Raw genomic sequence first — 26153 nt, 5'->3', positions numbered from 1 at the left:
GCGAACTAACCTTTCGACCGGGCGTTGGGGCTTCCGAACACCCCCGCTTCTGCAAGGCCGGCGATGGCTTCACCGGAGAGCCCCAGGACCCGGGACAGCACATCGTCCCGGTGGGCTCCGACCGCGGGGATCTCCCGCTGCATCGCCGTCGACCCTCCCGACATTTTCCATGGCGCATTGACGCCCAGGAATTCCCCAGCGCTATCGGCGATCGTGGCGAATGCGCCTCGCTGAAGGAGGTGCGGGTCGCTCAAGGCAGCTTTCGGATCGCGATATTCGGCACTGGGAACGCCCGCCTTATCAAGGGCAGCCATACACTGGCGCACCGTATGCTGCTCGGTCCATTTCTCGACGACCTGCATCATCGCGGTCCAGTTCGCGGCCCGGCCGGGCACCGTCCCGAAACGCGGGTCGTTCGCGAGCTCGCCCTGCCCCGTCACCTCGCACAGAGCGGCGAAGTTTCGCGGCGTGATCGGCGCAATCAGGATATCGCCATCGGAGGCCCGGACTGGACCATAAGCGGCCCTCGGCGCTTGGGGCGGGAACTGCGCTTCCTGCAATTCGTAGACGAGCAGGTTGAGCATGCAGTCCATCAAGGCGACATCGATCCGCTGACCTGTCCCGGTTCGGGCACGTTGGACCATGGCGGTCTGGATCGCCGAATAGCCGAAGATGCCGCCGAGCACGTCTGCGACAAAAACGGCACCCGCCGCCGGCCGGTCGCGATCGCCGGCATACCGCATCAGCGAGCGATCAAAGCCGCTCTCGGCATGCACGATCATGGCGTAGGCAGCGCGCTCCGCGGCCGGACCTGTTTGTCCGTAGCCCGAGATCGAGCAATAGATCAGGCGCGGATTGATCGCCCGCAGTGCGTCGTAGCCGAGGCCGAGCCGGTCCATCACGCCGGGCCGGAAATTCTCGACCAGGATATCGGTCTCCTTGACCAGCTCGTGCACCAGCTTGATCGCATCAGCGCTCTTCAGATCGAGGGCGAGACTGCGCTTCCCGGCATTGAGCTGACCGAAATACGCGCTGTGGCCGTCGCGCAGCGGCGCTCGCAAACGCATGTCGTCCCCTTCGGGCGGCTCGATCTTGATGACCTCCGCGCCCCCGTCGGCGAGCAGCCTTGCGCAATAGGGGCCGGCCAGCATGATCGAAAAGTCGAGTACGCGAACCCCCTCGAGTGGCAGGCTTGCTGGTTGCTGCTCCGGCATGCGTAACTCCTATCTCGGCAGCCCAAGCGCCCGCTGCGCGATGAGGCTTCGCTGAATTTCGTTGGTGCCGATACTGATGACCCACATCAACGAATGACGCAGGTTCTGCTCGAACCTGCCGTTGTCGATCGCACCCGGCATCTGCTCGGACAGCGTCGCGCGCATGCCAAGAATGTCGAGGGCCGTCTCACCGAAACGTTCCATCAACTCCCCGGAGAACACCTTGCTGATCGCGCCATATTCCGGCGGCGTCAGGCCGTCGGCGGCCAGCTCCGCGCAGTGCATCATCAATTGGCGTCCGATCTCGATCTCGGCGGCCAGTGTCGCCATTCTATCGCGAACGATGGGATCGTCGCTCAGCGCCGTACCGGTCTCGTCCTTCGCCATGACATGCCGGCGCAATTGCTCAAATGCATGAGCGACCTTCAGGACGATGCCGCCGCCAACGAGGCCACGCTCGAACGCAAGCGCGCCGGTCAGGACCTTCCACCCGCCATTGACCTCGCCGACGATGTTGTCGAGGGGTATGCGGACGTTGTCATAGAAGATGTTGGCGAAGGAGCCGTCGTACATCGTGGTCGCCGGCCGGATCGTGACGCCCTCGGCGTCCATCGGCACGATGAACATGCTGATGCCGGCGTGCGGCGGCTTCGCATCCTTGTCCGTTCGCGCGGCGAGGAACATGTATTTTCCCCACCACGTCGTTGTCCAGATCTTCTGACCGTTGATCACCCAGTGATCGTCGTCGCGCACCGCGCTGGTGCGCAACACCGCGAGGTCGGAACCGGCCTGGGGCTCGCTATAGCCCATGCCATGCATGGCCTCGCCGCGAAGGATCTCCGGCAAATATCGTTGCTGCTGCTCGCGCGTTCCAAACATCATCAGAGCATTGGCCTGGATCGCAGCACCGATGCGCGGCGCCTCACCGCGCTCCATCGTCTCCATGAAGGCGATCAGTTCGAGCGCCGAACGCGCCTGGCCGCCGAACTCCCGAGGCCAGCCGAGGCCGACCCAACCGGTCATGCCGATATCGCGTGCGAACTCGGCATCGAACTCGCGCTTGGCGAACGGCTTGCGCTCGAATTCGGCCTTCCGCCCCCCGGACCAGTTCTGTCCGAGCCATCCCCTCACCTGCTCGCGCAACGCGTTGCCGGCGGGGCCGAGATCATATTCGGGCAGGCCGGAGCTATCGGGATCAAGCAGGGACGAAGCCAGCAGCCGTTTGGCCTGCGACGCTCCTCCCAGCGCAAGCGTGTCAAGGTGCACCCGCTTGAAGTGCAGCGGCGCCTCGTGTTCATCGGCATAACCGATGGCTCCGAACGCGTGATGGGTCTCGAGGGAGGCCTGCCGCAAGGCCCCGCTTGCGAATGCAACCGCGCAGTTGGCGAAGTAGCGCCACTCGCGATCGTCCAGATCATGCAATTTCGCCGCATGATCGACGATCAGCCGCACGCCTTCGAGGGCGATCAGACCATTGGCGAGCTTGTGCTGGATCGCCTGGAATCGTCCGATCGGCTGGCCGAATTGATGGCGCTCCCTGGCATAGTCCGTCACCAGTTCGAAGGCGCGCCGAGCGGCGCCGTGCGCCCGTGCCGCCAGCGCCAGCTTTCCCTTGAGCAGCAAATCGTCGAGCCCGCCGTCCTCCAGCGCAATGGGCGTGACAGGGGCCTCGTTCAGCCGGACCTCGCAGAGGCCCCACGCCCCCATGGCGCGGGTCGGAACGATCTCCACCCGTGCGTTGTCCAGCGCGACCAGCCCCAGAACCGACCGGTCAATCGCCACGAGCAGATGCGTGCAACTTCCCGCCGCCTCGACAAATCGGACCATTCCGTCCGCACGATCACCTTTGACTCGGATCACGCCCGCGCCGGAGTCCGGGTCGAGCCTGCCGAACGAAAGCGCCAGCCGCGCCGAGCCGGCGTGCAGCCGACCGAGACAATCGGCCGCTGCCTCGGACCGTGAGGTCGAGAGCGCGAGATTTGCGAGCGCCGCGGACCACATTGGAGCCGGGCACGCGGCGCGACCAAGCTCTCCGAGCACGACCGCAACTTCGCGGAGTCCGCCTTCATCTGGATTGCTGCCAAGGCTGGCAACGCCCTGCCCCACCAGCGCGGTCCATATCGCCACAACCTCCTGCGGCGATGGTCCGCGCCTGATGCAGTCGACGTTCCATCGCGCGGCCAGAAATCCGCGCAGGGAGTTGCGGAGCATCTCCCTGATGTCGTCTCCTGGAAGTCCCGTCGCGTCCATAGGCCGATTAGCCCTGGCCGAACCTGGGCTTGCGCTTCTCCTTGAACGACGTCGTCGCTTCCTTGTGGTCGGCGGTCTCGAACGTCACCTGTTCCAGCGCCATCGAGGCCTCGAGCAGCATGTTCACCCGGTCCTTGACGATCTGATTGATCGACAGCTTGGTCCATCGAATGGCCCAGGTCGGGCCGTTCGCGAGCTCGACGGCGATCTCACGGGCTTTCGACAAAACCTCCGCTCGAGGTACGACATGATTGACGAGGCCAATCCGCTCGGCCTCCTTGCCCTTCAAGAGGGTCCCGCGAATGAGAAACTCCTTGGCCTTGTTGATACCGATAAGCAGCGGCCAGATCACCGTCCCGCCGTCGCCAGCAACCAGGCCCACGCGCGAGACATGAGTGTCGCCGATGCGCGCATCTTCGGCCATCACCGTGATGTCGCAGAGCAGCGCGTGCGTCGCCGCAAGGCCGATGGCATCGCCATTGATGGCCGCGATGATCGGCTTGTCGAGCTCGAGCTGGCGGGTCACCCCGCGACGGCTGACCATGGGGTCGTGGACCTCGCCTTCTTCCAGCACATCGCCGCCCGGCCGTTCCGACATTGCCTTGACGTCGCCGCCGACGCTGAAGAATTCCCCGGCGCCGGTCAGGATCACGACGTTGACGGCGTGATCGTCGGCCAGATCGTCCCAGATCGTTCGGAACTCACGGATCAATTTCTGATTGATGGCATTGCGCGCCTGCGGCCGGTTCAAGGTCACCGTCGCGACGTTGTCGGCGACATCGACGGTCAAGCACTCATATCGATCATAGCGGGACACATCTTCCTCCTCTGATTTTATTGTTCATCCTGCGATCCGGCGCCTCGCCGGATGGTCTCTTACCGCCTCATGCCGGGCTTCATCTCCGCCAACGCGATCTGCAGCGACATGGCACCGGGATCCTGCTCCAGCATTCTCTGAACCGCCCCCAGATGACTGCGCATCAATCGCGCAGCGGCGGTCGCATTTCGCGCGCGCAGCGCCGCCAGGAACTGCCGTCGCCTCTCGACCAGCCGCGCCATCGCAACCCCGCTCGACGCCACCTTCGCATAGACGAACCGCATATGGATCTCGGTGACGGCATCCGTGATCATGGCGATCACCTTGTTGCCGCTCGCCACGGCGAGCAACTTGTAGAACTCTCGCGCGCACTCGACGCGATCGAGCAGACGACCCTCGCGGGTTGCGAGGTCGGTGCGCTCGACATTCGCCTGAAGCGCCTCGAAGTCCGACTGCCGCGCGTTCGCGCTGGCAAGCCGCACCACGAGGTCGAGGACATGCACGCGCGCCTCCGACAGCTCGCGCACCGAGATCGTCCCCAGGCTCAACATGTCGCGCATGACCACGTTCATCCGCGAGGTGTCGCCCTGTTGAACGAAGGCACCGCCCTTCACGCCCTTCTGCAGCCGAAGCACACCGGCCATTTCCAGGCTGCGCAAGGCCTCGCGCAGGACGTTGCGGCTCACCCCGAGTTGCTGCGCGAGATCGCGCTCCGGCGGCAGCTTGTCACCCGGCTTGAGAACCCCGAGCGCGAGCTGCTCGCGAATCCGCTCGCAGATCTCCTCGAAGGCGCGGCGCGTGTGAATGGGCCGAAAGGCCAGCGGCGCGGGCGATCCGGCTGCACGATGATCCGAAGTCCGGCTCCGCCGCTTGGGCGATGCCGTGCGTGGACTGGCGGGGGCTTGGGGGCTTGACTTGGTCGACATGCGGTGAATTATTAAATGGATCACCCATTCAATGGAAGCCACTTTTTCGGCCTCCCAAAGAAAAAACCACCGGAGACGTCCATGAGCTTCACCGAGGAGCAGATCGCCTTTCGTGACAACGTCAGGAAGATGGCCACCAAGCACGTGGCGCCGATCGCGGCCGAAATCGACGAGACCGATCGCTTTCCCCTGGAGCTCGTGAAGCTCTTCGGCGAGATGGGACTGATGCAACTCTGGGTCCCCGAGCAATATGGCGGGCCGAACGGCAATTTGACCATGGCCTGCATCGCACGGGAGGAGATCTCCAAGTTCTCCCCTGCCTGCGCGTCGATTGCCGCGCTGAACACCATGTTCATCATGCCGCTGCTTCACTTCGGCTCCGAAGAGCAGCGCAAGAAATACCTGCCTATCGTCGCGAAAGGCGGCATCGTAACCGCGATAGCCATTTCAGAGCCGCAGGCCGGCTCCGACGTGACCGCGATCAACACACGCGCCAGGAAAGACGGCGATTGCTACGTCCTCAACGGCCGCAAGCAATGGTGCAGCTACGGCGTGGCGGCCGACTATATCGTCGTGATGGCGCGGACGAGCGACAGTCCCGGCGCCGACGGCATCAGCGCCTTCATCGTCGAGCCGAAGAACATGGCGGGGATCACATTCGGCCGACACGAGCGCAAGATGGGCTTTCGCGGCGCGCCCAACACGCCGATCTTCTTCGACAACGTCCGGGTACCGATCGAAAACCTCGTCGGAGAGGAAGGCAAGGGCTTTCGGGCGTCGATGCGCGCCCTGGACCTCAACCGTCCGACCATTGGCGCGCAATCCGTCGGACTGGCCCAGGGCGCGCTCGATGTCTGCGTCGCCTACGCGAAAGAGCGAAAGCAGTTCAAGAAATCGATCTCCGAATTTCAGGGCGTGCAATTCATGCTCGCCGACATGGCCATGCAGATCGAAGCGGCGCGCGCCCTCGTCTACGAGTGCGCGCGTGCCGGCGACGCGGCCGATTGGAAGCGCCTGAACGTGCTGGCCAGCATGGCCAAGTGCGTCGGCAGCGACATGGCCATGAAGGTGACGACCGACGCCGTACAGATCTTCGGCGGCTACGGCTACACCATGGACTATCCGGTCGAGCGCATGATGCGCGACGCCAAATTGACCCAGATCTTCGAGGGCACCAACCAGATCCAGAGAATGGTCATCGCCCGCGAGCTTCTACGATAAGAACCAAAAAACAATCAAACTTGGGAGGAAACATCTTGAACAGGCACCTTGGCCGCTCTCTCTTCATTATTGCGGCGTCAGCGGCGCTCGCATCGACGCCACTTCACGCGCAAAAGGACTATGGTCCGGGGGCCAGCGATACCGAGATCAAGCTCGGGCAATCGACGCCGCTCAGCGGCCCCGCCTCGGCCTTCGGTGCCGGCGCCGGCCGCGCCGTCGTCGGCTATTTCGACATGATCAACGAACAGGGCGGGATCAACGGGCGCAAGATCAGTTTCACGCAACTCGACAACGCCTACAGCGCGCCGAAGGCGGTCGAACAGTCGCGCAAGCTCATAGAGGACGTCGGCATACTCGCCGAGGTGGGCACCATCGGCACGGTCCCAAACGTCGCAATCCAGAAATATCTCAATTCCAAACAGGTCCCGCAGCTTTTCATCACCGCCGGCGGACGTCGATTCAACGATCCGAAGACCTTCCCATGGACGGTGCCGCTCTATCCCGATTTCGAGACCGAAGGACGGGTCATCGCAAAATACCTCCTGAACGCCAAGCCGGACGCGAAAATCGGCGTCCTGTTCCAGAACGACGATTTCGGTCGGGACTATGTCAAGGGATTGCGCGCCGGTCTTGGCGTAAAGGCATCGCAGATCGTCGCCGAGGCCTCCTACGAGCTGGCCGATCCGACGATCGACTCCCAGATCGTTCAGCTCAAGGCGGCCGGCGTCGACACGTTGATCGAGCAGTCGTCGGCAAAAGCCGCGGCTCAGTCGATCCGCAAGGCGCACGAGCTCAACTGGAGGCCGCTCCACATCATCGGCGGCTCGACGGCATCGGTCGAAACGGTCCTGAAGCCGGCCGGGCTCGACGCATCGAAGGGACTGGTCACCACGCAATTCCTCAAGCAGCCGGGAGATCCTGCCTGGGCCGACGACGAGGAGATGAAGGCGTACAAGGGCTTTCTGAAGAAGTACGCCCCGTCGGCCAATCCCGACGACTATTCCGTCCTGGTCGCCTACATGAATGTGAACGCTCTCACCACCGTGCTGAAGAAGTGCGGGGACGAATTGACCCGGGAGAACCTCATCCGCCAGGCGACATCGCTTCACGGCACCCGAATGCCCCTGATGCTTCCAGGCGTCTCGATCAGCACGTCGCCCGGGGACTATACGCCGTTCAAGGTTCTCCGCATCGCCAAGTTCGACGGTACCAGCTGGGCGATCTCCGGCGACCCAATTTCCGCCGACTGACGCAACGCCGCTGATGGCGGTCAGGCCGAGACCAGCGCGCTGTCCCCAGCATGTGCGGTGCGCTCGGCTGGCCGCCGCTCTGGATTACCGCAGCACAAACCCGGATCGCATGAGCCAAGGCCCTGCCGATCACGGTTAGCTACGCAGTGCATCCAGGTCGGCCATCGCCGTCGAGATGCGCTCGATCATGGCGAGCGTGGTCTTTTCCGATTGCATGGCGGGCAAGAGCGGCGAGTGGCATAGGGTGATCGTCCACATCAGCAGTGCGTGCACCATCTGCTGGCGGTAGCGCAGGAAGCTGGTGTCGAAATCCGGGCGGGCGCCGGTGAGTTCAGCAAACCGGTCGAGGTAGCGATTGAGCAGATCCTTCTCCCATTTGCGGCGGTCGTCGGGTGTCAGTGCCGCGGTCACCGCATACGAAAAATCGCGCGACCAATGGCCACGGGCAAGACATTGCCAGTCGCACAGGCCCATCCTGCCCGCCCCCGTGCGATACCAGTTTCCGATATGCACGTCGGAGTGAATCAGCCCCTGCGGCTCATTGTCGTGGACAGCGAGAGCACGGGTGGCGGCCGGCCACACCTCGTCGCGCTGCGCCAGCACGCTTGCGGGAATGACGCGCGCGGCGGCGTCGAAGGCCTTGCGGGTGTAGTACTCCAGGCTCATCTTCGCCGCGCCGATCGTGAACCAGCGCGGATAGCTGGCCACCCAGGGATAGCGGGTCGCAAGCTCACTGGCGCCGTGGAAGCGGGCGTGGAGCGCGGCAAGGACGTCGATCATGTCCTCCGCCATCTCGCGCGAAACGTAAGTCCGATCATTGCAGAACGTCGCCGACTTCGTTGCGACCATGTCCTCCAGGAGCAACATCGACGCAAACGTCTTGCGGTCTGAAGCGGCGTGATAGGCGATCGGGGCCTCGATCTCGAGCTGCGGTCGGAGCTGCATGTAGAAGCGACCCTCGACCCGCGCGGTACCGTTAAATCCGCCGATCATCCGCGTCACGACGCTGGGCAGCGATTTTGTGAAGATCGATCCAGGCAAGCCCGCACGCCGACCAGCCTCGTTGTAGCTGATGATCAACTGATGCCGTTCATGGGTGCCCGCGCTGGACGGCTTGACGACGACCCCGATTACGACCGCGCCAGGGACGTTCTGACAGAGCACAGCAGTCAGCCATTCGGGCGTAATGGCGTCGGGCGAGCATGGCACGTCCTCCGCCCGCCGCGCCTTCGGTCTCATCAGTCGCTCGAAGGCGACCCGTCCACCGATCTTCAGCGCGGCCAGTGCCGTTGCGCCTGAGGCAGCCATGGTCCCTCCCCTACGCCGGCCGTCTCACCGGCAAATTCGTACACGTCCGTACTATCTGAACCACAATCAATATGCCGTCAAGGCAAGGCTCTGCTGAAACCAGCAATAGCCGCTACTGAATCGATCATCCCGCAGCGCAATGCGCGCAAATCCGAAAAGCCCGCGCCCTCCAAACTCTCCATTTTCGTTTCCCAGAATATGGTATAGTAGTGTACTTACTGAGATCGCAGCTCCGTCATACGCTCACAAGAAACGACATGGGGGAAAGCATGAGAACTTCGATTCTAGTCAGCGCTACTGTCCTCTTCCTATCCGGCGCCATCTTCGAAGCCTGCGCTGCCGACAAACAATATGGCCCCGGCGTCACAGACACCGAGATCAAGATCGGCCAGACCGTCCCCTACAGCGGCCCGGCTTCCGCCTTCTCGAGCTATGGCCGCGTCATGAGCGGCTATTTCCAGATGCTCAATGAATCCGGCGGGATTAATGGCAGAAAGATCAATCTGATATCGCTCGACAACGCATTCAGCCCGCCAAAGGCCATCGAACAAACCCGCAAGCTGGTGGACGATGACGGCGTCCTGGCCGAGGTGGGGACCGTGGGCACAGTGCCGAATGTGGCCGTTCAAAAATATCTCAACCAGAACAAGGTTCCCCAGGTCTTCATTTCGGCCGGCGGACGCCGCTTCAATGACCCGCAGAACTTCCCTTGGACGGTCCCGTTCTATCCCCCATTCGAGATGGAGGGCACCACCTTCGCCAAATTCATTCTCAAGAAGATGCCGAACGCGAAGATTGCCGTGCTCTACCAGAACGACGACTACGGTAAGGACTACCTCACGGGCCTCAAGGCGGGCCTGGGCGCCGACAGCACGGCAAAGATCGTCGCGGAAGCATCCTACGAACTCAGCTATCCGACGATCGACTCCGAGATTCTCAAACTCAAGGCGTCGGGAGCCGACACGCTGATCTACTTTACGACACCCAAATTTGCGGCCCAAGGTCTCAAGAAGGCCAACGAGATAAACTGGAAACCCGTTCAGTTTCTGGCCAGCCCCGTCAACTCCATCCAGGGCGTGCTGACGCCGGCCGGACTCGACAATGTCCAAGGCGCCTATACGACACAGTTTGCCAAGCAGACCAGTGATCCTGCCTGGGCCGAAGACGCCGAGGTCAAGGACTACGTCGCGTTCATGAAGAAGTGGGCGCCGAACGACAGCCCGAACGACTTCATTGCACTGTCCGGCTACATCAATGCGCAAGCCATCGCAAAGGGCCTGCAGCGATGTGGCGACAATCTGACACGCGAGAACCTGCTTGCGCAGGCCACGAGTTTCAACAAGGAGCGCGTCGGCATGCTTCTTCCGGGAATCGAGTTGACCAATTCCAAGGAGAACTACGCTCCCTACCGTTCCCTGCGCATGGCCATCTTCGACAAGACGTCCTGGAAGTTGCTCGACGACTAGGAACGGCAGCATCCCCAACCTGCCGGGCGTCGCCCGGCAGGCATCACCGGCTGCCGCTCATCACCACGACTTGAGCGGCCACATCGCGTGCGCGACCAGCGTGCCAATCAACTGACGATCTCCTCACCGCGCAGCTCAGCGATGCTCGCCGCGGAGAGCCCCAATTCCTCGAGCACGTCGTCGGTGTGCTGGCCCAGCATCGGCGGCGGCAGGCCGGGGCTGCGCTCCTCTCCGACAAACGTGACGGGGTGGCCGACGCAATTCAGGCTTCCGGCCGCAGGATGATCGTACTGCATGATCAGCTTGTCGGCCCGGGTGTGCGGATGGTCCAGAAGCTGCGCGAGCGTATTGATCGGCGAGCAGGGAATGCCGACCTCGTTCAGCACTGCATTCCAATGCACGACGGTCTGGGTCGCGAGCACCGATTGCACATGGTGAAGCGTCTCGGCGCGGTGCTTGACCCGCTCGGCATTGGTGCGGAACTTCGGGTCGTCCACGATCGCGCTCAGACCGGCGACCGCGCAGAACTTACGCCAGAGATTATCGTTGGCCACCCCGATCATGATCGGCCCGTCCGCAGTCTCGAAGGCCTGATACGGACACAGCGACTCATGGCTGGAGCCACACTTGGCCGGCTGCGTTCCCCGGTCCCAGAAGGTCTGGAGGTTGTAGCCCAGCAGTCCCAACGCGGTATCGAACAGCGACACCTGGATCGCCGCCCCCTTGCCCGACCTCTCACGCGCAAAGAGGCTGGCAAGTATGCCGCTGAAGGCGTGCACGCCCGTCATCTGATCGATCGGTGAAATCGGGCTGCGGATATAGCCGCCGCCCTCATCGCCCGTCATGGACATGATCCCGCTGAAGGCCTGCAGGATCACGTCGTAGCCGGGGGAATTCTTCAGCGGTCCCGTCCGGCCAAAGCCCGATATGCTGCAATGGATCAGCCGGTCGTTAAGCGCACACAGGCTCGCGGCATCGATTCCCAGCCGTTCGGCAACTCCGGTGCCGAAGCTCTCGATTGCGACATCAGCGGACCTCGCGAGCTCATGCACCAGCTTGCGGCCCTTGTCGGACTTCATGTTGATGGCGATGCTTCGCTTGTTGCGATTGGCGCTCAGAAACACGGCGCCGAGGCCGGGCGCGGGGAACGGCGGCCATCCGCGCGTCTCATCTCCCTGCCCCACCGCTTCGACCTTGATCACCTCGGCGCCGAGATCTCCGAGATATTGCGCGCAGAGCGGACCCGCGAGCACCTTCGAAAGATCGAGAACCTTGATACCTTCAAGCGGTCTGGACACGACTTTTCTCCCTCCGGGGCACTGACTAGCTCAGCCCGGCGGCAAACAGGCCGCCGAGATAGGCGGGAAAGCCCGCCTGCGTGACCAGGACATAGTCGGCAGCCCGGCGTTCCGCCTCGTCAAGCTGGGATCGCCAGCTCACGGCCGCGGCCTCGGCATCCGCCAGGCGCGCGCGCAACAGCTCCTTACCCCAGGTCCTCGGCTCGTCGTCGTGCCAGTAGACCGCTCCTGCGATGTGCCCATCGAACTCGACCTTGCGCGGCCGATCGACACGAAAACCTGCCCTCGCAAATGCTTCGGAGAGCTCCTTGCCGCACTCCGATGGAACGCCGAGCGCCTTCCACACCGCGGTGACGGCGTCGGCAATCTTGGGATTCATGCCCTTCTTTTTCAGCCGCTCATGGTCGAGCCGTCCGAGGAACAATGTCCTGATCATGTTGCGCGGCTCCCGCCTCTGGATCAGCTTTGCGAAAATCTTCATCTCGGTCCGGATGGCGGTGTCGAAGTCTTGCGGCAGTCCCTGTTCGACACAGTCGAGAATAGCTGACGGAGCTGGATAGTGGCCGAGCGTCTCGGCCAGCATCTTGTTTCGCTTCTCTCTTATGGCTGCCCTCACGCCTGCCGCATCCGCGACGCTCCAGGTCGGCTGATCCCATGGCTGCGCAGCCTGCGGTCGCGACAGCACCCAACGCTCAGCGGCCGCGACTTCCTCGCCCGGTGCGGCCAATTCATGGGCAAGCCCGGCAGCAAGGGCCGCCTGTCCGCCGAGCCGCGCACCTTCGAGCAACACGGGCAGCGCCGCTTCGATGCCGATCAGGCGCGGCAATCGCTGTGTTCCACCGCCGCCCGGCAGCAATCCGACGAGCGATTCGGGCAAACCAAATGTCGCCTGCGGATGATCGGCGATCACCCGGTGATGCGCTGCAAGCGCGAACTCGCAGCCACCGCCCAGCGCGAGGCCGCCGATCGCCACGGCAACCGGCTTGCCGGCCGTCTCGAGCCGGCGCAGGCCATGGCTCAATCGAAAGAAGTGATCGAAGGCTAGACGATCGCGCGCGTCAGGCGGCGCCGCCATGATCATGTCGTAGGCCGTCTCAAGCTCGGCCAGGTCGGCGCCCGCGCAGAAGGCGGATGACTTGCCGGATCGGATGACAACGCCAACCACATCGCTTTGCCTGAGCCAGCCCGCAAACAGGTCAAGCTCCTCGATTGCCGCATTCGAAAACACGTTCATCGATCTTCCCGGCATGTCGAAGATGAGGTGCAGGACGCGCTCTTTCGATAGCTCGATGCGAAACTGCTTCAGCTCCGGTCCGAATGCCATGATCTCCTCTCCCTTCCCGCTACCGTGCGTTGATGTACGATCTAACTTGGCTGTTCCGCGTTTCGAGTTGTACTCGCCAACCAAATACTGTACACTAGCAAACTAAATCAGACGGGACGTGTTTTGACAATGATCGAGCGCACCATCTTTCGCGAGGAACATGAGATTTTCCGGCAGACGGTCCGCCGCTTCGTCGAGCGCGAGATCGTCCCGTTCCATGCCAAATGGGAAGAGGATGGCATCGTCCCGCGAGATCTGTGGCTGAAGGCCGGCGCAGCCGGCCTGCTCTGCTGCACCGTGCCCGAGGAGTATGGCGGCATGGGCCTTGACTACCTCTTCGACGTCGTCGTGTTTGAAGAACTGTGGCGCGCCGGCGCCAGCGGCCCCGGCTTCCTCATCCACACCGACCTGGTCGCCACCTATCTGCTGTCATTCGGAACCGAAGCCCAGAAGCGAAAATGGCTTCCCAAGATGGTCTCGGGCGAAGCGATCGGATCGCTGGGCATGACCGAACCTCACGCCGGCAGCGACCTCAAGGCGATCCGGACTCGCGCGACGCGTGATGGCGACGATTTCGTCATCAGCGGCCAGAAAGTCTTCATCTCCAATGGCCAGCTCTGCGATTTCATCGTGCTGGCAACCAAGACCGACAGCCAGGCCGGCGCCAAGGGCGTCACTCTATTCATCGTCGAGAGTAGCCGTGACGGCTTCAAGCGTGGCCGAAATCTGGAAAAGCTCGGCATGAGGGCGCAAGACACCTCCGAGCTGTTCTTCGACAATGTCCGCATTCCCGCCAGCAACATGCTGGGCGCGGAAGGCAGGGGCTTTGCGCAGATGATGACCAAGCTATCGCAGGAACGGCTGGCGCAGGCCATCCGGTCGGCGACCGTCACCGAGACCGTGATCGACTGGACGCTGCAATACACCTCTGAACGGAGCGCCTTCGGCCAGAAACTCGCTGATTTCCAAAACACGCAGTTCAAGCTGGCCGAACTCAGGACCAAGGCCACCGTCGCGCGCGTCTTTACCGACAAGTGCATCGCTCTGTTCATGGAAGGGAAGCTCGATCCCGTCGATGCGGCAATGGCCAAGATGTTTACATCCGAGCTGCACTGCGAAACCGTCGACGAATGCCTCCAGCTCTTCGGCGGCTGGGGCTATATGTGGGAATATCCGATTGCCCGAGCCTATGCCGACGCACGTGTAGTGAAGATTGCCGGCGGCTCGATCGAGATCATGAAGACGATCATCGCGCGGCAAATGTATTCGCAGCGGGGATATGACATCCAAAAGAACGGGTCGGCTTCATAGCCTCCTCACCTTTGATAAATCGAAGGTCACCAGAGAAACGACAAGCGACAAGGGAGATCGACGTTGAAGGGCCTATCGGGAAAAGTGGCCGTCGTGACCGGCGGCGGACAGGGCATCGGACGAGGATTGACGCTGCGGCTGGCCGAGGAAGGCTGCAAGATCGCGATCTTCGATATCAATCCGCAAGGCGGCGAAGAGACCGCAAAGCTCGCTCCGAAGGCTGTCATCAAGACCTATGCCGTCGATGTCGGCGACCCGGAATCCGTAGATGCCGCGGTCGCCAAGGTCGAGGCCGAGCTGGGACCGATCTGGCTCCTGGTCAACAATGCCGGCTGGGACCGGCCGATGCCTTTCCTGAAGACTGACAGGGAACTTTGGGACAAGATCATCCGCATCAACCTCTATGGCCCGCTGAACACGCACAAGGCGATTGCCCCGCTGATGGCCGAGCGCGGCGGCGGCCGCATCGTCAATATCGCTTCCGATGCCGCGCGCGTCGGCACCAGCGACGAGGCGGTCTATTCCGCCTGCAAGGGCGGGCTGATCTCCTTTACCAAGTCGCTGGCCCGCGAACTGGCGCGCAAGAATGTCCTGCTCAACGCCGTCTGCCCCGGTCCGACCAATACGCCGATGATGGCGGCCGTGCTTGGCGAGGGCGAGCACGCCGTGAAATGGAAGGACGCCATGCTCAGGGGCATTCCGCTCCGCCGCATGGGCGAGCCGGACGACTATGGCGGAATCGTCGCGATGCTGGCCTCCGACGACGGAAGATTCATCACCGGGCAAACCATTTCCGTCTCCGGCGGAATGAACATGATCTAACCTGCGCGAGGACATGCCATGACCGATCCCAAGCAATTCACCGACGTCATCTACGAAATCCGCGACCGCGCCGCATGGATCATCATCAACCGGCCGAAGGTCTATAACGCCTTCCGCGCGCGGACGCTCGACGAGCTCATCCAGGCCTTCCAGCTCGCCGCCAACGACCGCAATGTCGCAAGCATTGTGCTCACCGGCGCCGGCGAGAAAGCCTTTTGCACCGGCGGCGATCAATCCGCTCATGAAGGCCAGTATGACGGCCGCGGCGTGGTCGGACTCCCGATCGACGAGATCCAGGGCTTGATCCGCGACGTGCCGAAGCCCGTAATCGCCCGGGTCAACGGATTTGCGATCGGCGGCGGCAACGTGCTTGCAACGCTCTGCGACATGACGATTGCCGCGGATCACGCCCAGTTCGGCCAGGTCGGGCCCAAGGTCGGCTCGGTGGATGCCGGCTGGGGAACGGCTTTCCTCGCCCGTCATGTCGGCGACAAGAAGGCGCGGGAGATCTGGTACCTGAACGAGCGATATACCGCTGAGCAGGCGCGCGAGATGGGTCTCGTCAACAAGGTGGTTCCGATGGCGCAGCTCGATGCTGCCGTGAAGGACTGGACCGACAAGCTCGCCCAGCGCTCGCCGACCGCGATCGCGCTCGCAAAGCGCTCCTTCAACGCAGATTCCGACAACATCCGCGGCATCAGCAACTTCGCCCTCCACGCGGTGAAGCTGTTCTATGACACGGCGGAATCGAAGGAAGGCGTCGCGGCCTTCAACGAGAAGCGCGACCCGGACTTCCACAAATTTGCACGCTAAGGCCGCCATGGCGCCCCACAAGGTCATCATCTCCTGCGCGGTCACAGGATCGATCCATACGCCATCGATGTCACCGCACCTGCCGGTGACGCCGGCGGAGATCGCCGAAGCCGCGCTCGGCGCTGCGGCGGCAGGGGCCGCGATCGTGCATCTGCACGCGCGCAATCCCGTCGACGGACGGCCGGATCAATCGCCGGAGGCTTTCGAGCCCTTCCTGCGCGTGATCAAGCAGGGCTCCAACGTCGTCGTGAACCTGACGACGGGTGGTTCGCCCTACATGACGGTCGAGGAGCGCGTACGTCCGGCGGCGACCTGGAGGCCGGAAGTCGCGAGCCTCAATATGGGCTCGATGAACTTCGGTCTGTTTCCGATGCTGAAGCGGTACAAGTCGTTCAAATACGACTGGGAGCCCCAGATGCTGGAGGGCTCGCACGACCTCGTCTTTCGCAACTCGTTCAAGGATATCCGCTATGCGCTGGAGACGTTGAACAGTTCCGGCGTGCGCTACGAGTTCGAATGTTACGACACGAGCCATCTCTATAACCTGCACTATTTCTGGACGGAGGGGCTGGTCAAGGCTCCCCTCTTCATCCAGACGTGCTTTGGGCTGCTCGGCGGCATCGGCTCGCATCCGGACGACGTCATGCACATGAAGCGGACGGCGGACCGGCTTTTCGGCGGCAACTACCGCTGGTCGGTGCTTGGCGCCGGTCGTGCGCAGATGGCGGTTGCCGCGATGGCGGCGGCGATGGGCGGCAATGTCCGCGTCGGACTCGAGGACAGCCTCTGGATCGGTGCAGGCCGTCTCGCCGAAACCAACGCGACTCAGGTGACGCAGGTACGCAAGATCATCGAAGGCCTCGGGCTCGAGATCGCAAGTCCCGACGAGGCGCGTGAAATCCTTCAGCTCAAGGGCGGCGACAAGGTCGCCTTCTAGCTCCCAACGTATGGCCGACAGATATGCTGCCCAATCGCCCAGTATTCGACGAAGAGCACGCCCTGCTGCGCGAAAGCGTCCGACGCTTCGCCGCGTCCAAAATCGCGCCACACTTCCAGGAATGGGAGAAGGCCGGGATCATTAATCGCGCATTGTGGCCGGCGGCTGGCCAGGCCGGCCTGCTCTGCCCCCAGGTGTCCGAAGAGTACGGCGGCATCGGCGGCGACTTCCGCCACAATGCCGTCGTCATCGAAGAACTGGCCTATTCGGGCTTCGCGGGTCCAGCGACCGACTTTTCGGTCCACAACGACGTCTGCTGCGGCTATCTCCTGAGCTACGGCACCGAGCAGCAGAAGAAGACATGGCTGCCGCGCATGATCTCGGGCGAGGCCGTCTGTGCCATCGCCATGACCGAGCCCGGAACCGGCAGCGACCTACAGGGCATTCGCACGCGAGCCGTCCGCGAGGGAGACGAATACGTCATCTCCGGACAGAAGACCTTCATCTCCAACGGACAGATGTGCGACCTCGTCATCGTGGTGACCCGCACCAACCCGGACGGCGGCTCCCGCGGCATGAGCCTGATCCTCGTCGAAACCAACCGGCCGGGCTTTCGCCATGGCCGCAACCTCGACAAGCTGGGCCACCTCTCCTCCGATACGTCGGAGCTGTTCTTCGACCAAGTCCGGGTGCCCGTAACCAACCTCTTGGGCTCGGAAGGCGGCGCGATGGCAGCCCTGATGAGCGAGCTGCCGCAGGAGCGGTTGACGATCGCACTCCACTCGATCGCGTCAGCGCAGAAGGCATTCGACATCACCAAGGCCTATGTCCTGGAACGCAAGGCGTTCGGACAGGCGATCGGGACCTTTCAGAACACGCGCTTCAAGCTTGCCGACCTCAAATCCGACCTTCAGGTCGGCTGGGCCTATGTCGATCAGTGCCTCAGCCAACATATCCGCGGCGAGCTGACCACCCATGCTGCATCGACTGCAAAGCTCTGGGTCACCGAGATGCACGGGCGGCTGGTCGATCAGTGCCTGCAATTCTTCGGCGGCTACGGCTTCATGCGCGAATACGAGATCTGCCGGCTGTTCGCAGACGCGCGCGTATTGCGGATCTATGGCGGTACCTCGGAGATCATGCGGGAATTGATCTCCCGCAACCTCTGACGCGCTTCCAGCCGCGCGTCAGTAGCTCTTCGGCAGGTCGAGCACCTTCTCGGCGATGAAGCTCAAAATCAGCTGCTCCGTAATTGGCGCCAGCCGGGTGATCGACACCTCGCGGAACAGCCGTTCGACGTGATACTCCTTGGCGTAGCCAAAGCCGCCATGGGTCATGATCGCCTGCCAGGCGGCATCGTGACCGGCCCGCGCGCCGAGAAGCTTGGCGCTGTTGGCCTCGGCGCCACACGGCTTGTCGGTATCGTAGAGCCAAGCCGCGCGCATGGCCATCAACCATGCAGCCTCCAGATACATCCATTTCTCGGCGAGAGGATGCTGGATCCCCTGGTTCTGGCCGATCGGACGGTCGAACACGATACGCTCCTTGGCGTACTGCGTTGCCCGTCGAAGTGCATCCTGTCCGATCCCGATCGCTTCAACCGCAATCAGGATCCGCTCCGGGTTGAGGCTATGCAGGATGTAGGAGAACCCTTTCCCCTCCTCACCGATCCGATCGGCCTCCGGAATGAACAGGCCGTCGATGAAGATGGCGTTGGAATCCACCGCCTTGCGCCCCATCTTCGGGATACGGCGCACCTCGATCTTGGAGCGATCGAGATCGGCGTAGAAGATGGTGATGCCGTCGGTCGGCCGCTTGCAGTCTTCGAATTTCGTGGTCCGGGTCAGCAGCATGATCTTGTTGGCGACCTGCGCCGTCGAGGTCCAGACCTTCTGTCCGTGCACCCGGTAGCCTCCGGGGACTTTCTCGGCGAAGGTCTTGATGCGCGTGGTGTTCAGCCCGGCATCCGGCTCGGTGAAGCCGAAGCAGCATTGGTCTTCGCCCGAAACCAGACGCGGCACCCAGCGTCGCTTCTGCTCATCGGTCCCCTTGACCACGATCGGGTGCGGCCCGAACAGATTGATATGCACGGCGGATGCCGACGTCATGCCGCCACCGTGGCTTGCGACCTCATGCATCATGATCGCGGCCTCGGTGACGCCCAGCCCGGAGCCGCCATACTCTTCGGGCATCGTAATGCCGAGCCAGCCGGCTTCCGCCATCGCACGATGGAATTCACGCGGAAACTCGCCGTCGTCGTCGCGCGCCAGCCAGTACTCGTCATCGAAACGCGTCACGACTGCGCGCACGCCTTCGCGGATCGCGGCGTGGTCCTCGGGCACATCGAGCTGTTTGGAGAACGACCTATTGTCCATTCGAATGCTCCTCCCCGACCGACGCCAAGGTTCGCCGCGCCGCAACCAGGTGCGGAATGTCGTACATCTTCCCGTCGATACCGACCGTGCCGACGTCCGGCGCCGCGGCAAACGCCGCGACGACGCGGCGCGCGTGCGCGAGGTCGGTATCCGACGGCGTGAAGCAAGTGTTGATGGTCGAGACCTGATCCGGATGGATCGCGACCCGGCCGACAAAACCGTCACGGCGCGCGAGGCGACAGCTTTCGGCGAGGCCATCCTGATCCCTGAAATCCGCATAAAGCGTATCCAGCGCCGCGACGCCTGCCGCACCCGCGGCAAACAGGCACTGTGCGCGGGCTACCTGGTACGGGAAGGTCCAGGCACCATCCGACTCCTTGTTCGTGAGCGCGCCCAAGGCCGCGCTCAAGTCCTCCGCGCCCCAGGTCATCGCGACCAGCCGCTCATTCTTGCGGGCGTAGCCGTTGAAGCCGATCATGGCGGCAGGCGTTTCGGTCGCGACAACCAGCAGCTTGACGTGCCCCGGCGAGATACCGGTTGCGACCTCCAGGACATCGACATAGTGCGACACGAGATTGACATCCTCGATGCCGTTGACCTTCGGGATGAGGATGCCGTCGAGGCCCGGCCGGACCACCGCCGCGAGATCCTCGAGCGTGAGCCCGGTACCGAACGGATTGATGCGGACCAGGAACGACCAGTTGCGAGGCCCGCCGCCCAACAGCCCTTTCACGGCATCCCGGGCAAAAGCCTTGCGCCCCGGCGCCACGGAGTCCTCGAGATCGAGGATCAGTGCGTCTGCGCCGACGCCCGAGGCCTTGACGTACTTTCGCTCGCTGTCGGCCGGCACGAAGAGCAGCGAACGGAGCTTCATGCCGGCCTCCGCATCATCAAACCGCTCCTGCGGCAGCAGACAACTTCCTCGTCGCGCTGATTGAAGCCGCGATGCTCGAATGTGACGATACCCTGCGTCGGACGCGACTTGCTTTCCCTGACGGCAATCACCTTGGTCTCGGCTCGCAGGGTGTCACCGGCAAACACCGGGCGCGGGAATTTGGTATCCTCCATGCCGAGATTGCCGACGGTGGTTCCCAGAGTCGTGTCCTGGACGGACAGACCGATGATCAGGCCAAGCGTGAAGATCGAATTCATCAAGGGCTTCCCGAACTCGGTGCCCTTGGCGTATTCGTGGTCGATGTGGACCGCCGCCGGATTGTAGGTCAGCGACGAGAACAGGATGTTGTCCATGTCCGTCACCGTGCGCCGGATTTCGTGCACGAATGTCTGTCCGACCGAAAACTGCTCGAAGTAGAGCCCCGCCATGTGCTTGCCTCTTGCTGTTTCTTGCAGGGCCAGGCGACGGTCGTGGCCGCCGCCCTGTCCTTGTCTCCCGTCCGATTTCTACCGTATAGTCATATCGTACACAAGCGTACTACTTATGAGGATCGCTCATGTCCGTCCGTGAAAATCGGCAGGTCCGCCTGACGTCCCGACCAAATGGGATACCGCAAGCGGAACATTTCTCGCTCGTGACCGCGCCGGTCGCCGCGCCCGGCGAGGGCGAAATGCTGGTTGAAAACCGCTATCTCTCGGTCGATCCGGCGCAGCGTGGATGGTCCAATGACGAGGGGAACTACAGCGCGCCGGTGCCATTGAACACGCCGATGCGTGCCCTCGCCGTCGGCGAGGTCGTCGAAAGCAATACGCGGGAGTTTAGCGTCGGCGAATTCGTCTATGGATGGTTCGGTTGGCAGCGCTATTGCGTCACCACGCCCGACAGCGTTTTGCGGCGTGTTGCTCCATCCGCCCTGCCGCTCAGCGCCAATCTGAGCCTGCTCGGCATGAACGGCCTGACCGCCTATCTTGCCTTTCACGGCCTTGGTGACCCCAAGCCCGGCGAGCATGTTCTGGTGTCGACGGCAGCCGGCAGCGTCGGAAGCTTCGTCGGCCAACTCGCGCAAATCGCCGGATGCCGCGCCGTCGGGCTTACCAGCTCCGCCGACAAGATTGCGCAAGCCAAGGCCCGCTACGGCTACCAGGACATGATCAACTACCGCGAGGCCACCGATCTCGGCGCGGCCATTCGGGCCGCATGCCCTGAAGGCAATGATATCTTCTTCGACAACACCGGAGGCGCGATCGCCGATGCCGCCATCCGGACCATGCGGCTGCGTGGACGGATCATCCAGTGCGGCACGGCCGCGAACGCCTCATGGACCCCCGTCCCGGCCGGCCCGCGCCCCGAACGGGAGATCCTCACGCGCCGCCTGCGATGGTCCGGCTTCATCATCTTCGATCATCTGGCCGAGTTCGAGGCGGCTGCCACGCGCCTAGCCGAACTCGCGCTGGCCGGCAGGATCGTCCATGACGAAGAGATCCTGCCGGGACTGGAGCACGCGCCCGGCGCGATCGCACAACTCTATCGCGGGGAAAACCACGGCAAGCTAATCATCGCGGTGGATTAGGCCGCTGGAGTGCGCGGTTCGCGAGGTCCGCGATGCACCGATAACGGGCTTACAGTCACAGCGGCGAGACGCTATGTCCAACTGGGATTGTCGGCCCTTATGCGGCCGTCGCCCGACAACACCCTTCCATAAGCAAAGAAGAGCCGCCCAGCATGAAAGTGACCATATTCGGTGGCACCGGCGCCGCCGGAAAACTGACGATCGCGCAGGCCCGGCGCGCTGGACACGAGGTGACCGTCTACGCCCGAAATCCGGACAAGATCGACACCTCCGAATTCGAGGTGCACATCGTCAAGGGCGACCTCAGTGACAGACCGGCGATCCAGCGCGATCGCAGGGCAGGATGCCGTCATCAGCCTTCTCGGACCGACCGGAAAGTCCACCGGCATGCCAATCAGCGAAGGCATGCGGAATATCGTGGAGGCAATGCAGGCAAATGGTGTCATGCGGCTGATCGCCACCGCGACGCCGAGCGCCAGCGATCCGCACGACAGGTTCAGCCTGCCGTTCTGGCTGGCGATCCGCATGATCAAAGCACTGGCGGGCACTGCCTATGCCGATATCACGGCCGAGGTCGATGTGATCCGGACATCGCAATTGGACTGGACCATCGTCCGGCTGCCGTGGCTGACCTCCAAGCCAAACCCGAGACGGGCGGTGGCCGGCTATGTCGGAGATCCCCGCATCAAGCTGTTCTTCCTGTCGCGCCAGCGGCTGGCTGAGTTCGTGGTCGAATAGCTGACCGACCCGACATGGCGCCGCACGGCACCTGCGATCAGCAACGGCTGAACCATGGAACTGCGCATCTGCGCTTTCGATGATCGCCTCACGCGTCCGGTGACGGGAAAGAGGATCTACCCGGCTGTCGTCAAACTCGCCTCAATCCGAATTTGGGCTCACGCCCCAGGCGATCCGCTACGCGCTGGCCTTGCGCTTCATCACGTCCGGCAGCTTCGTGCGATGGAACCCCTCGAACGGCTGGCTGCGGTTATGCGGCTCGAGCTTCCAGGTCGTGCGTGCATTCGGCGTCCCCCCATCGACGCGGATGCAGGAGCCGGTGATATAGGCCGCCGCCGGTGACAGCAGGTAGGTGATGGCGGCCGATATCTCGGCTTCGGTTCCGAAGCGCTGGAGCGGCACGCGTTCGGTGAAGTCGTGGAGTTTCTTCTGCATCTCCGGCGTGTAGGTATCAAAGCCGCTGGATACGATGCCGCCGGGGGCGACTGCATTGACGCGGACGCCTGAGGAAGACCATTCGCAGGCGGCCGTCTCGGTCAAGGTCAGCATGCCGCCGCGCGCCGCGGCGGAGTGACCGAACTCCGGCCACCCGTGCCAGATGTCCGCAATCATGTTCACGATCGAGCCACCGTTGGCCTCCATCCAGCGGTTGTAGACTTCGCGCATGAAGATGAATCCACCGGTCAGATTGTTGCGCACGACGGCCTCGAAGCCCTTGGTCGAGATCGACTTCAGCGGCGCGCGGAATTGTCCACCGGCATTGTTGACCAGGCCATCGATGCGGCCGTAGCGCGCCAGCACTGCATCGATCGTGCCGATCACCATGGCTTCATCGCGGATGTCGCAGGCAAGGCTCATCGCCTGTCCGCCGTCCTCCTCGATCTCGCGCTGCACCTCAACGAGCTTATCCGGGGTACGGCCGAGGATCGCGACGTTCGCGCCAAGAGCAGCGAGTTCGTGGGCGGTGCAACGCCCGATTCCGCTGCCACCGCCGGTCACGATGATCGTCTGTCCCTTGAACAGGTCCGATCTGAACACGGACTGATATGGCATCTCCGGCCTCCCTGAGTTCGTTTCGCGCGGCCGTCGCCATTGCCTCGAGGGAATGGACGGCGTTGCGCTTGATGATCGTACACTTTATTACTATCTATCCTCAAGGACAACAACGGATGGGAGCGAGCCCATGACGCAGCCGAGCACCGTCATCGTCGAAACGCGGGGCGCGATCGATGTTCTGACACTGAACCGCCCGGCCGAGCTCAATGCCGTTTCGCCTGACATGATCTCTGAGCTGACCGGGTATTTCTCCAATCTTCACGATCGGCCGGAGACTCGCGTCGTGATCCTGCGTGGTAACGGGCCTCAATTTTCCGCCGGCGCTGAACTCGGATCAGACGCGTTCGCCGCGCCCGGCAAGGGGCGCCCGCAACGCCAGCTCAGGATGCAGCAGAGTTACTCGGGCGTGATCCGCCTCATGCGGTCTTGCCCGCAGCCCATCATCGGACTCGTCCATGGAGCGGCATGCGGTGCCGGCTTCTCCTTTCTGCTCGCCTGCGACGTCCGCTTCGCGGCACCGGACGCGCGGATGAACGCGGCCTATATCCGCATCGGCGTCGGCGGCTGCGACATGGGCTCGGGATACCTGTTGCCGCGCCTCGTCGGCCTCTCCGTGACCTCAGAGCTGCTGCTGACCGGACGCTTCCTCAAGGCGGAGCGCGCGAAAGCGATCGGGCTGGTCAGCGATGTCGTACCGGCCGGCGAGCTGCTCGCCAGAGGCCTCGAATTCGCCGAGGAGATGCTCCGTGTGTCTCCAATGGGACTGCGCATGACCAAGCAGGCGCTGAACACACTGATCGACGCGCCGAGCCTGGACGCCGCCCTGTTGATGGAAGACCGGCAGCAGGTCATTCTCCTGGAAACGAACGACCATGCGGAAGCCGTCGCCGCGTTCCGCGAGCGACGGAATCCGACCTATTCCGATCAGTAGCTTACCTTGCGTTGCCAAGGTCCGCCGCCAGCTCGCGCAGTTTGAACTTCTGGATCTTTCCGCTGGCAGTACGCGGAAGCTCGGCGACGACCTCGACGCGCTCGGGCCAGAACTGCTTTGCCATTTTGGCCTCGCCGAGATAGGCCTGCACCGCCGCCAGATCGATCCTGCTCCCCTCGCGTGGAACGATGAAGGCACAGCCTCGCTCGCCGAGCCTTGAATCCGGGAATCCCACGACCGCAACGGCGGACACCGCTGGATGCTTGTAGAGCAGGTTCTCGATCTCGACGACCGGGACGTTCTCTCCGCCCCTGATCAGGATATCCTTCACCCGTCCTGAGATGCGGATGTAGCCCTCCTTGTCCATATACGCGAGGTCACCGGAATCGAACCAGCCTTCGCTGTCGAACGTCTGCAGCTCCGGCCGCTTGTAGTAACCCTTGAACATCTGAGCCCCGCGGACCAGCAACCGGCCCGACTCTCCCGGCGGCAGCACCTTGCCTTCGGTATCGACGACCTTGACCTCCATGCCCTCGAGCGAGCGTCCGTCCGTGCCGGCCGATTTCTCCGCGGCGCGCGCAGGCTCGGTCAGAGTGCCTGACAAGACTTCGGTCATCCCCCAGAGCGAGCAGACTTTGAGGCCAAGCTCTTCGGCCGCCCGGTCGATCAGGACCGATGGGATCGGCGCGCCCCCGCACAGAAAGGAGCGAAGGCTCTTCGGCTGAGGCGCGCCGGCCTGCACGGCGTCGCAGATGTCACTGAGGAACGGCGTCGACGCCGCCGTATAGGTCACGCCTTCGCGGGCCATCAGGCCAACCCCGCGCCTGGCCTCCCAGATATCCTGGAGGATCATCGTGCCGCCCAGATAGACCGAGAGCAGCACGATCGCGGCATAGCCCGTCATGTGTCCGACCGGCGAAGCCACCAGAAGGACATCCGTTGAATCGAGCCCGAACCGCCCCGACAGGGCCTTGCAGCACGCGATCAACGAGTTGGAGGTGTGCATGACGCCTTTCGGCTCGCCCGTGGTGCCGGACGTGAACATCAGCACGGCCATATCATCCGGGCGGAGACCAGGAGGAAGCCTGTCCGGCTCGGCCGCCAGCAACGTGCGATCAAAGCTGGTCTCGTCCTCTCCATCGGCGACGATCACGTGCTTAAGATGCGGCAGGTCGGCACGCATCGCCAGCGCCATCGCGCCGTAGTCGAAGCCGCGATAGGCCTTCGGCACGATGAAAACCTTCGCTTGGCAGAAGTTCAGAATGTAGAGCAGTTCGCGCTCACGAAGAATCGGCATCACCGGGTTCATCACCGCACCGATCTTGCTGCAGGCGAACGCGGTGACGACGAACTCCCACCAGTTCGGCAGTTGCACCGTAACGACATCGCCTCGTCCGACGCCGAGCCGCACGAGCGAGCTCGCGGCGCGATCTGCAAGCTTCTCCAGTTCCTTGTAGGTGAAACGCGGGGCCTGCTCTCGATCTGCGCGGTCGGCGACGATCGCGACCTTATCGGGCGCTCTCGCAACAGCCTCGGTCAGAAGCTGATCGACAGTCTTGTCGAGCCAATAGCCCGCTTCGCGAAAATTGGCGTAAGACGCATCATTTCTGGCTGCCGCCACGGTCATTGTT

22 protein-coding genes and 1 pseudogene are annotated in these 26153 nt (G+C 63.0%); 11 read left to right on the top strand and 12 right to left on the bottom strand.

Translation table 11 applies throughout. From position 1 onward, the window contains the following. Positions 1 to 5: 5 nt before the first annotated feature. The 4 genes from SE92_RS00860 to SE92_RS00845 all read right to left on the bottom strand — a co-directional run bounded on the left by SE92_RS00860 (position 6) and on the right by SE92_RS00845 (position 5351). The gene (locus tag SE92_RS00860; protein WP_063194045.1) at positions 6 to 1214 is read right to left on the bottom strand and encodes a CaiB/BaiF CoA transferase family protein; all 1209 of its coding nucleotides are present in this window, start codon (positions 1212 to 1214) and stop codon (positions 6 to 8) included. Positions 1215 to 1223: 9 nt separating this feature from the next. Then, positions 1224 to 3041: an acyl-CoA dehydrogenase family protein gene (locus tag SE92_RS00855; RefSeq protein ID WP_245324407.1), complete on the bottom strand. Its 1818-nt coding sequence runs from the start codon at positions 3039 to 3041 to the stop codon at positions 1224 to 1226. A 430-nt stretch (positions 3042 to 3471) separates the two neighbouring features. Then, positions 3472 to 4254 (bottom strand): enoyl-CoA hydratase/isomerase family protein, encoded by a 783-nt coding sequence (locus SE92_RS00850; RefSeq protein WP_245324404.1) that lies wholly within the window; start codon positions 4252 to 4254, stop codon positions 3472 to 3474. An 86-nt stretch (positions 4255 to 4340) separates the two neighbouring features. Next, a complete protein-coding gene (locus SE92_RS00845; RefSeq protein WP_198172512.1) occupies positions 4341 to 5351 on the bottom strand; it encodes a FadR/GntR family transcriptional regulator in 1011 nt (336 codons plus the stop codon). Between SE92_RS00845 and SE92_RS00840 the strand changes: the two genes are divergently transcribed. Next, positions 5289 to 6428 carry an acyl-CoA dehydrogenase family protein gene (locus tag SE92_RS00840; RefSeq protein WP_063194041.1) on the top strand — a complete coding sequence of 380 codons (1140 nt, stop codon included), beginning with the start codon at positions 5289 to 5291 and terminating at the stop codon, positions 6426 to 6428. The genes SE92_RS00845 and SE92_RS00840 overlap by 63 nt on opposite strands. A gap of 65 nt (positions 6429 to 6493) precedes the next feature. Further along, positions 6494 to 7678: an ABC transporter substrate-binding protein gene (locus tag SE92_RS00835; protein WP_245324790.1), complete on the top strand. Its 1185-nt coding sequence runs from the start codon at positions 6494 to 6496 to the stop codon at positions 7676 to 7678. Positions 7679 to 7813: 135 nt separating this feature from the next. Here the strand turns inward: SE92_RS00835 and SE92_RS00830 are convergent, their stop codons facing one another. Beyond that, positions 7814 to 8986 (bottom strand): phosphotransferase family protein, encoded by a 1173-nt coding sequence (locus SE92_RS00830; RefSeq protein WP_063194039.1) that lies wholly within the window; start codon positions 8984 to 8986, stop codon positions 7814 to 7816. 269 nt (positions 8987 to 9255) lie between these two features. Between SE92_RS00830 and SE92_RS00825 the strand changes: the two genes are divergently transcribed. Then, positions 9256 to 10452, top strand: a complete 1197-nt coding sequence (locus tag SE92_RS00825) for an ABC transporter substrate-binding protein (RefSeq protein ID WP_084251948.1) — start codon at positions 9256 to 9258, stop codon at positions 10450 to 10452. A gap of 107 nt (positions 10453 to 10559) precedes the next feature. Here the strand turns inward: SE92_RS00825 and SE92_RS00820 are convergent, their stop codons facing one another. Together SE92_RS00820 and SE92_RS00815 are read right to left on the bottom strand one after the other, a co-directional pair. Then, positions 10560 to 11750 carry a CaiB/BaiF CoA transferase family protein gene (locus SE92_RS00820; RefSeq protein ID WP_063194037.1) on the bottom strand — a complete coding sequence of 397 codons (1191 nt, stop codon included), beginning with the start codon at positions 11748 to 11750 and terminating at the stop codon, positions 10560 to 10562. A gap of 25 nt (positions 11751 to 11775) precedes the next feature. Beyond that, a complete protein-coding gene (locus SE92_RS00815; protein WP_283806750.1) occupies positions 11776 to 13158 on the bottom strand; it encodes an enoyl-CoA hydratase-related protein in 1383 nt (460 codons plus the stop codon). Between the two features lie 45 nt (positions 13159 to 13203). Between SE92_RS00815 and SE92_RS00810 the strand changes: the two genes are divergently transcribed. The 5 genes from SE92_RS00810 to SE92_RS00790 all read left to right on the top strand — a co-directional run bounded on the left by SE92_RS00810 (position 13204) and on the right by SE92_RS00790 (position 18126). Next, complete coding sequence (locus SE92_RS00810) at positions 13204 to 14385, top strand: acyl-CoA dehydrogenase family protein (protein ID WP_063194035.1); 1182 nt, start codon at positions 13204 to 13206, stop codon at positions 14383 to 14385. A gap of 63 nt (positions 14386 to 14448) precedes the next feature. Then, on the top strand, positions 14449 to 15207 hold the full coding sequence (locus SE92_RS00805; RefSeq protein WP_063194034.1) for an SDR family oxidoreductase: 759 nt from the start codon (positions 14449 to 14451) through the stop codon (positions 15205 to 15207). A gap of 18 nt (positions 15208 to 15225) precedes the next feature. Beyond that, a complete protein-coding gene (locus tag SE92_RS00800; protein ID WP_063194033.1) occupies positions 15226 to 16020 on the top strand; it encodes an enoyl-CoA hydratase-related protein in 795 nt (264 codons plus the stop codon). A 7-nt stretch (positions 16021 to 16027) separates the two neighbouring features. Next, on the top strand, positions 16028 to 16957 hold the full coding sequence (gene kce, locus SE92_RS00795; protein WP_063194032.1) for a 3,5-dioxohexanoate:acetyl-CoA acetone transferase: 930 nt from the start codon (positions 16028 to 16030) through the stop codon (positions 16955 to 16957). A 23-nt stretch (positions 16958 to 16980) separates the two neighbouring features. Beyond that, entirely contained in the window at positions 16981 to 18126 is a 1146-nt protein-coding gene (locus tag SE92_RS00790) for an acyl-CoA dehydrogenase family protein (RefSeq protein ID WP_063194031.1), read from the top strand. Positions 18127 to 18144: 18 nt separating this feature from the next. Here SE92_RS00790 and SE92_RS00785 read toward each other — a convergent pair whose 3' ends face one another. Genes SE92_RS00785 through SE92_RS00775 form a run of 3 tightly spaced genes read right to left on the bottom strand, consistent with a single transcriptional unit; the run spans position 18145 to position 20655 of the window. After that, positions 18145 to 19332: an acyl-CoA dehydrogenase family protein gene (locus SE92_RS00785; protein ID WP_063194030.1), complete on the bottom strand. Its 1188-nt coding sequence runs from the start codon at positions 19330 to 19332 to the stop codon at positions 18145 to 18147. Then, positions 19322 to 20206, bottom strand: a complete 885-nt coding sequence (locus tag SE92_RS00780) for an HpcH/HpaI aldolase/citrate lyase family protein (RefSeq protein ID WP_063194029.1) — start codon at positions 20204 to 20206, stop codon at positions 19322 to 19324. The genes SE92_RS00785 and SE92_RS00780 overlap by 11 nt, the downstream gene beginning before the upstream one ends. Next, positions 20203 to 20655, bottom strand: coding sequence for a MaoC family dehydratase (locus SE92_RS00775; RefSeq protein ID WP_063194028.1), 453 nt, complete (start codon positions 20653 to 20655; stop codon positions 20203 to 20205). Before SE92_RS00775 ends, SE92_RS00780 begins: the two co-directional genes overlap by 4 nt. Before the next feature lie 128 nt (positions 20656 to 20783). On the opposite strand from SE92_RS00775, the gene SE92_RS00770 reads away from it, so the two are divergent. Together SE92_RS00770 and SE92_RS00765 are read left to right on the top strand one after the other, a co-directional pair. Beyond that, complete coding sequence (locus SE92_RS00770; RefSeq protein WP_063194027.1) at positions 20784 to 21797, top strand: NADP-dependent oxidoreductase; 1014 nt, start codon at positions 20784 to 20786, stop codon at positions 21795 to 21797. A 152-nt stretch (positions 21798 to 21949) separates the two neighbouring features. Further along, positions 21950 to 22535, top strand: a pseudogene (locus tag SE92_RS00765) (NAD(P)-dependent oxidoreductase). Between the two features lie 177 nt (positions 22536 to 22712). On the opposite strand, the gene SE92_RS00760 reads toward SE92_RS00765, so the two are convergent. After that, entirely contained in the window at positions 22713 to 23588 is an 876-nt protein-coding gene (locus SE92_RS00760) for an SDR family oxidoreductase (protein ID WP_063194026.1), read from the bottom strand. A gap of 52 nt (positions 23589 to 23640) precedes the next feature. On the opposite strand from SE92_RS00760, the gene SE92_RS00755 reads away from it, so the two are divergent. Next, on the top strand, positions 23641 to 24522 hold the full coding sequence (locus SE92_RS00755; protein WP_245324400.1) for an enoyl-CoA hydratase/isomerase family protein: 882 nt from the start codon (positions 23641 to 23643) through the stop codon (positions 24520 to 24522). A gap of 1 nt (position 24523) precedes the next feature. Here SE92_RS00755 and SE92_RS00750 read toward each other — a convergent pair whose 3' ends face one another. Continuing rightward, on the bottom strand, positions 24524 to 26149 hold the full coding sequence (locus SE92_RS00750; protein ID WP_063194024.1) for an AMP-binding protein: 1626 nt from the start codon (positions 26147 to 26149) through the stop codon (positions 24524 to 24526). Positions 26150 to 26153: the final 4 nt, after the last annotated feature.

Origin of the sequence: Bradyrhizobium sp. AT1, from assembly GCF_001590795.1 — a bacterium.
Classification (GTDB): Bacteria; Pseudomonadota; Alphaproteobacteria; order Rhizobiales; family Xanthobacteraceae; genus Bradyrhizobium.
Note: the sequence above shows the minus strand (reverse complement) of the source record. Positions and strands in the feature narration are given on the sequence as shown.

What these genes read in the sequence shown, in the direction of transcription:
- SE92_RS00860 (WP_063194045.1), bottom strand. Translation starts at nt 1,214, where the DNA reads ATGCCGGAGCAGCAACCAGCAAGCCTGCCACTCGAGGGGGTTCGCGTA.
- SE92_RS00855 (WP_245324407.1), bottom strand. Translation starts at nt 3,041, where the DNA reads ATGGTCCGATTTGTCGAGGCGGCGGGAAGTTGCACGCATCTGCTCGTG.
- SE92_RS00840 (WP_063194041.1), top strand. Translation starts at nt 5,289, where the DNA reads ATGAGCTTCACCGAGGAGCAGATCGCCTTTCGTGACAACGTCAGGAAG.
- SE92_RS00830 (WP_063194039.1), bottom strand. Translation starts at nt 8,986, where the DNA reads ATGGCTGCCTCAGGCGCAACGGCACTGGCCGCGCTGAAGATCGGTGGA.
- SE92_RS00825 (WP_084251948.1), top strand. Translation starts at nt 9,256, where the DNA reads ATGAGAACTTCGATTCTAGTCAGCGCTACTGTCCTCTTCCTATCCGGC.
- SE92_RS00810 (WP_063194035.1), top strand. Translation starts at nt 13,204, where the DNA reads ATGATCGAGCGCACCATCTTTCGCGAGGAACATGAGATTTTCCGGCAG.
- SE92_RS00800 (WP_063194033.1), top strand. Translation starts at nt 15,226, where the DNA reads ATGACCGATCCCAAGCAATTCACCGACGTCATCTACGAAATCCGCGAC.
- kce (WP_063194032.1), top strand. Translation starts at nt 16,028, where the DNA reads ATGGCGCCCCACAAGGTCATCATCTCCTGCGCGGTCACAGGATCGATC.
- SE92_RS00790 (WP_063194031.1), top strand. Translation starts at nt 16,981, where the DNA reads ATGCTGCCCAATCGCCCAGTATTCGACGAAGAGCACGCCCTGCTGCGC.
- SE92_RS00785 (WP_063194030.1), bottom strand. Translation starts at nt 19,332, where the DNA reads ATGGACAATAGGTCGTTCTCCAAACAGCTCGATGTGCCCGAGGACCAC.
- SE92_RS00780 (WP_063194029.1), bottom strand. Translation starts at nt 20,206, where the DNA reads ATGAAGCTCCGTTCGCTGCTCTTCGTGCCGGCCGACAGCGAGCGAAAG.
- SE92_RS00775 (WP_063194028.1), bottom strand. Translation starts at nt 20,655, where the DNA reads ATGGCGGGGCTCTACTTCGAGCAGTTTTCGGTCGGACAGACATTCGTG.
- SE92_RS00770 (WP_063194027.1), top strand. Translation starts at nt 20,784, where the DNA reads ATGTCCGTCCGTGAAAATCGGCAGGTCCGCCTGACGTCCCGACCAAAT.
- SE92_RS00760 (WP_063194026.1), bottom strand. Translation starts at nt 23,588, where the DNA reads ATGCCATATCAGTCCGTGTTCAGATCGGACCTGTTCAAGGGACAGACG.
- SE92_RS00755 (WP_245324400.1), top strand. Translation starts at nt 23,641, where the DNA reads ATGGACGGCGTTGCGCTTGATGATCGTACACTTTATTACTATCTATCC.
- SE92_RS00750 (WP_063194024.1), bottom strand. Translation starts at nt 26,149, where the DNA reads ATGACCGTGGCGGCAGCCAGAAATGATGCGTCTTACGCCAATTTTCGC.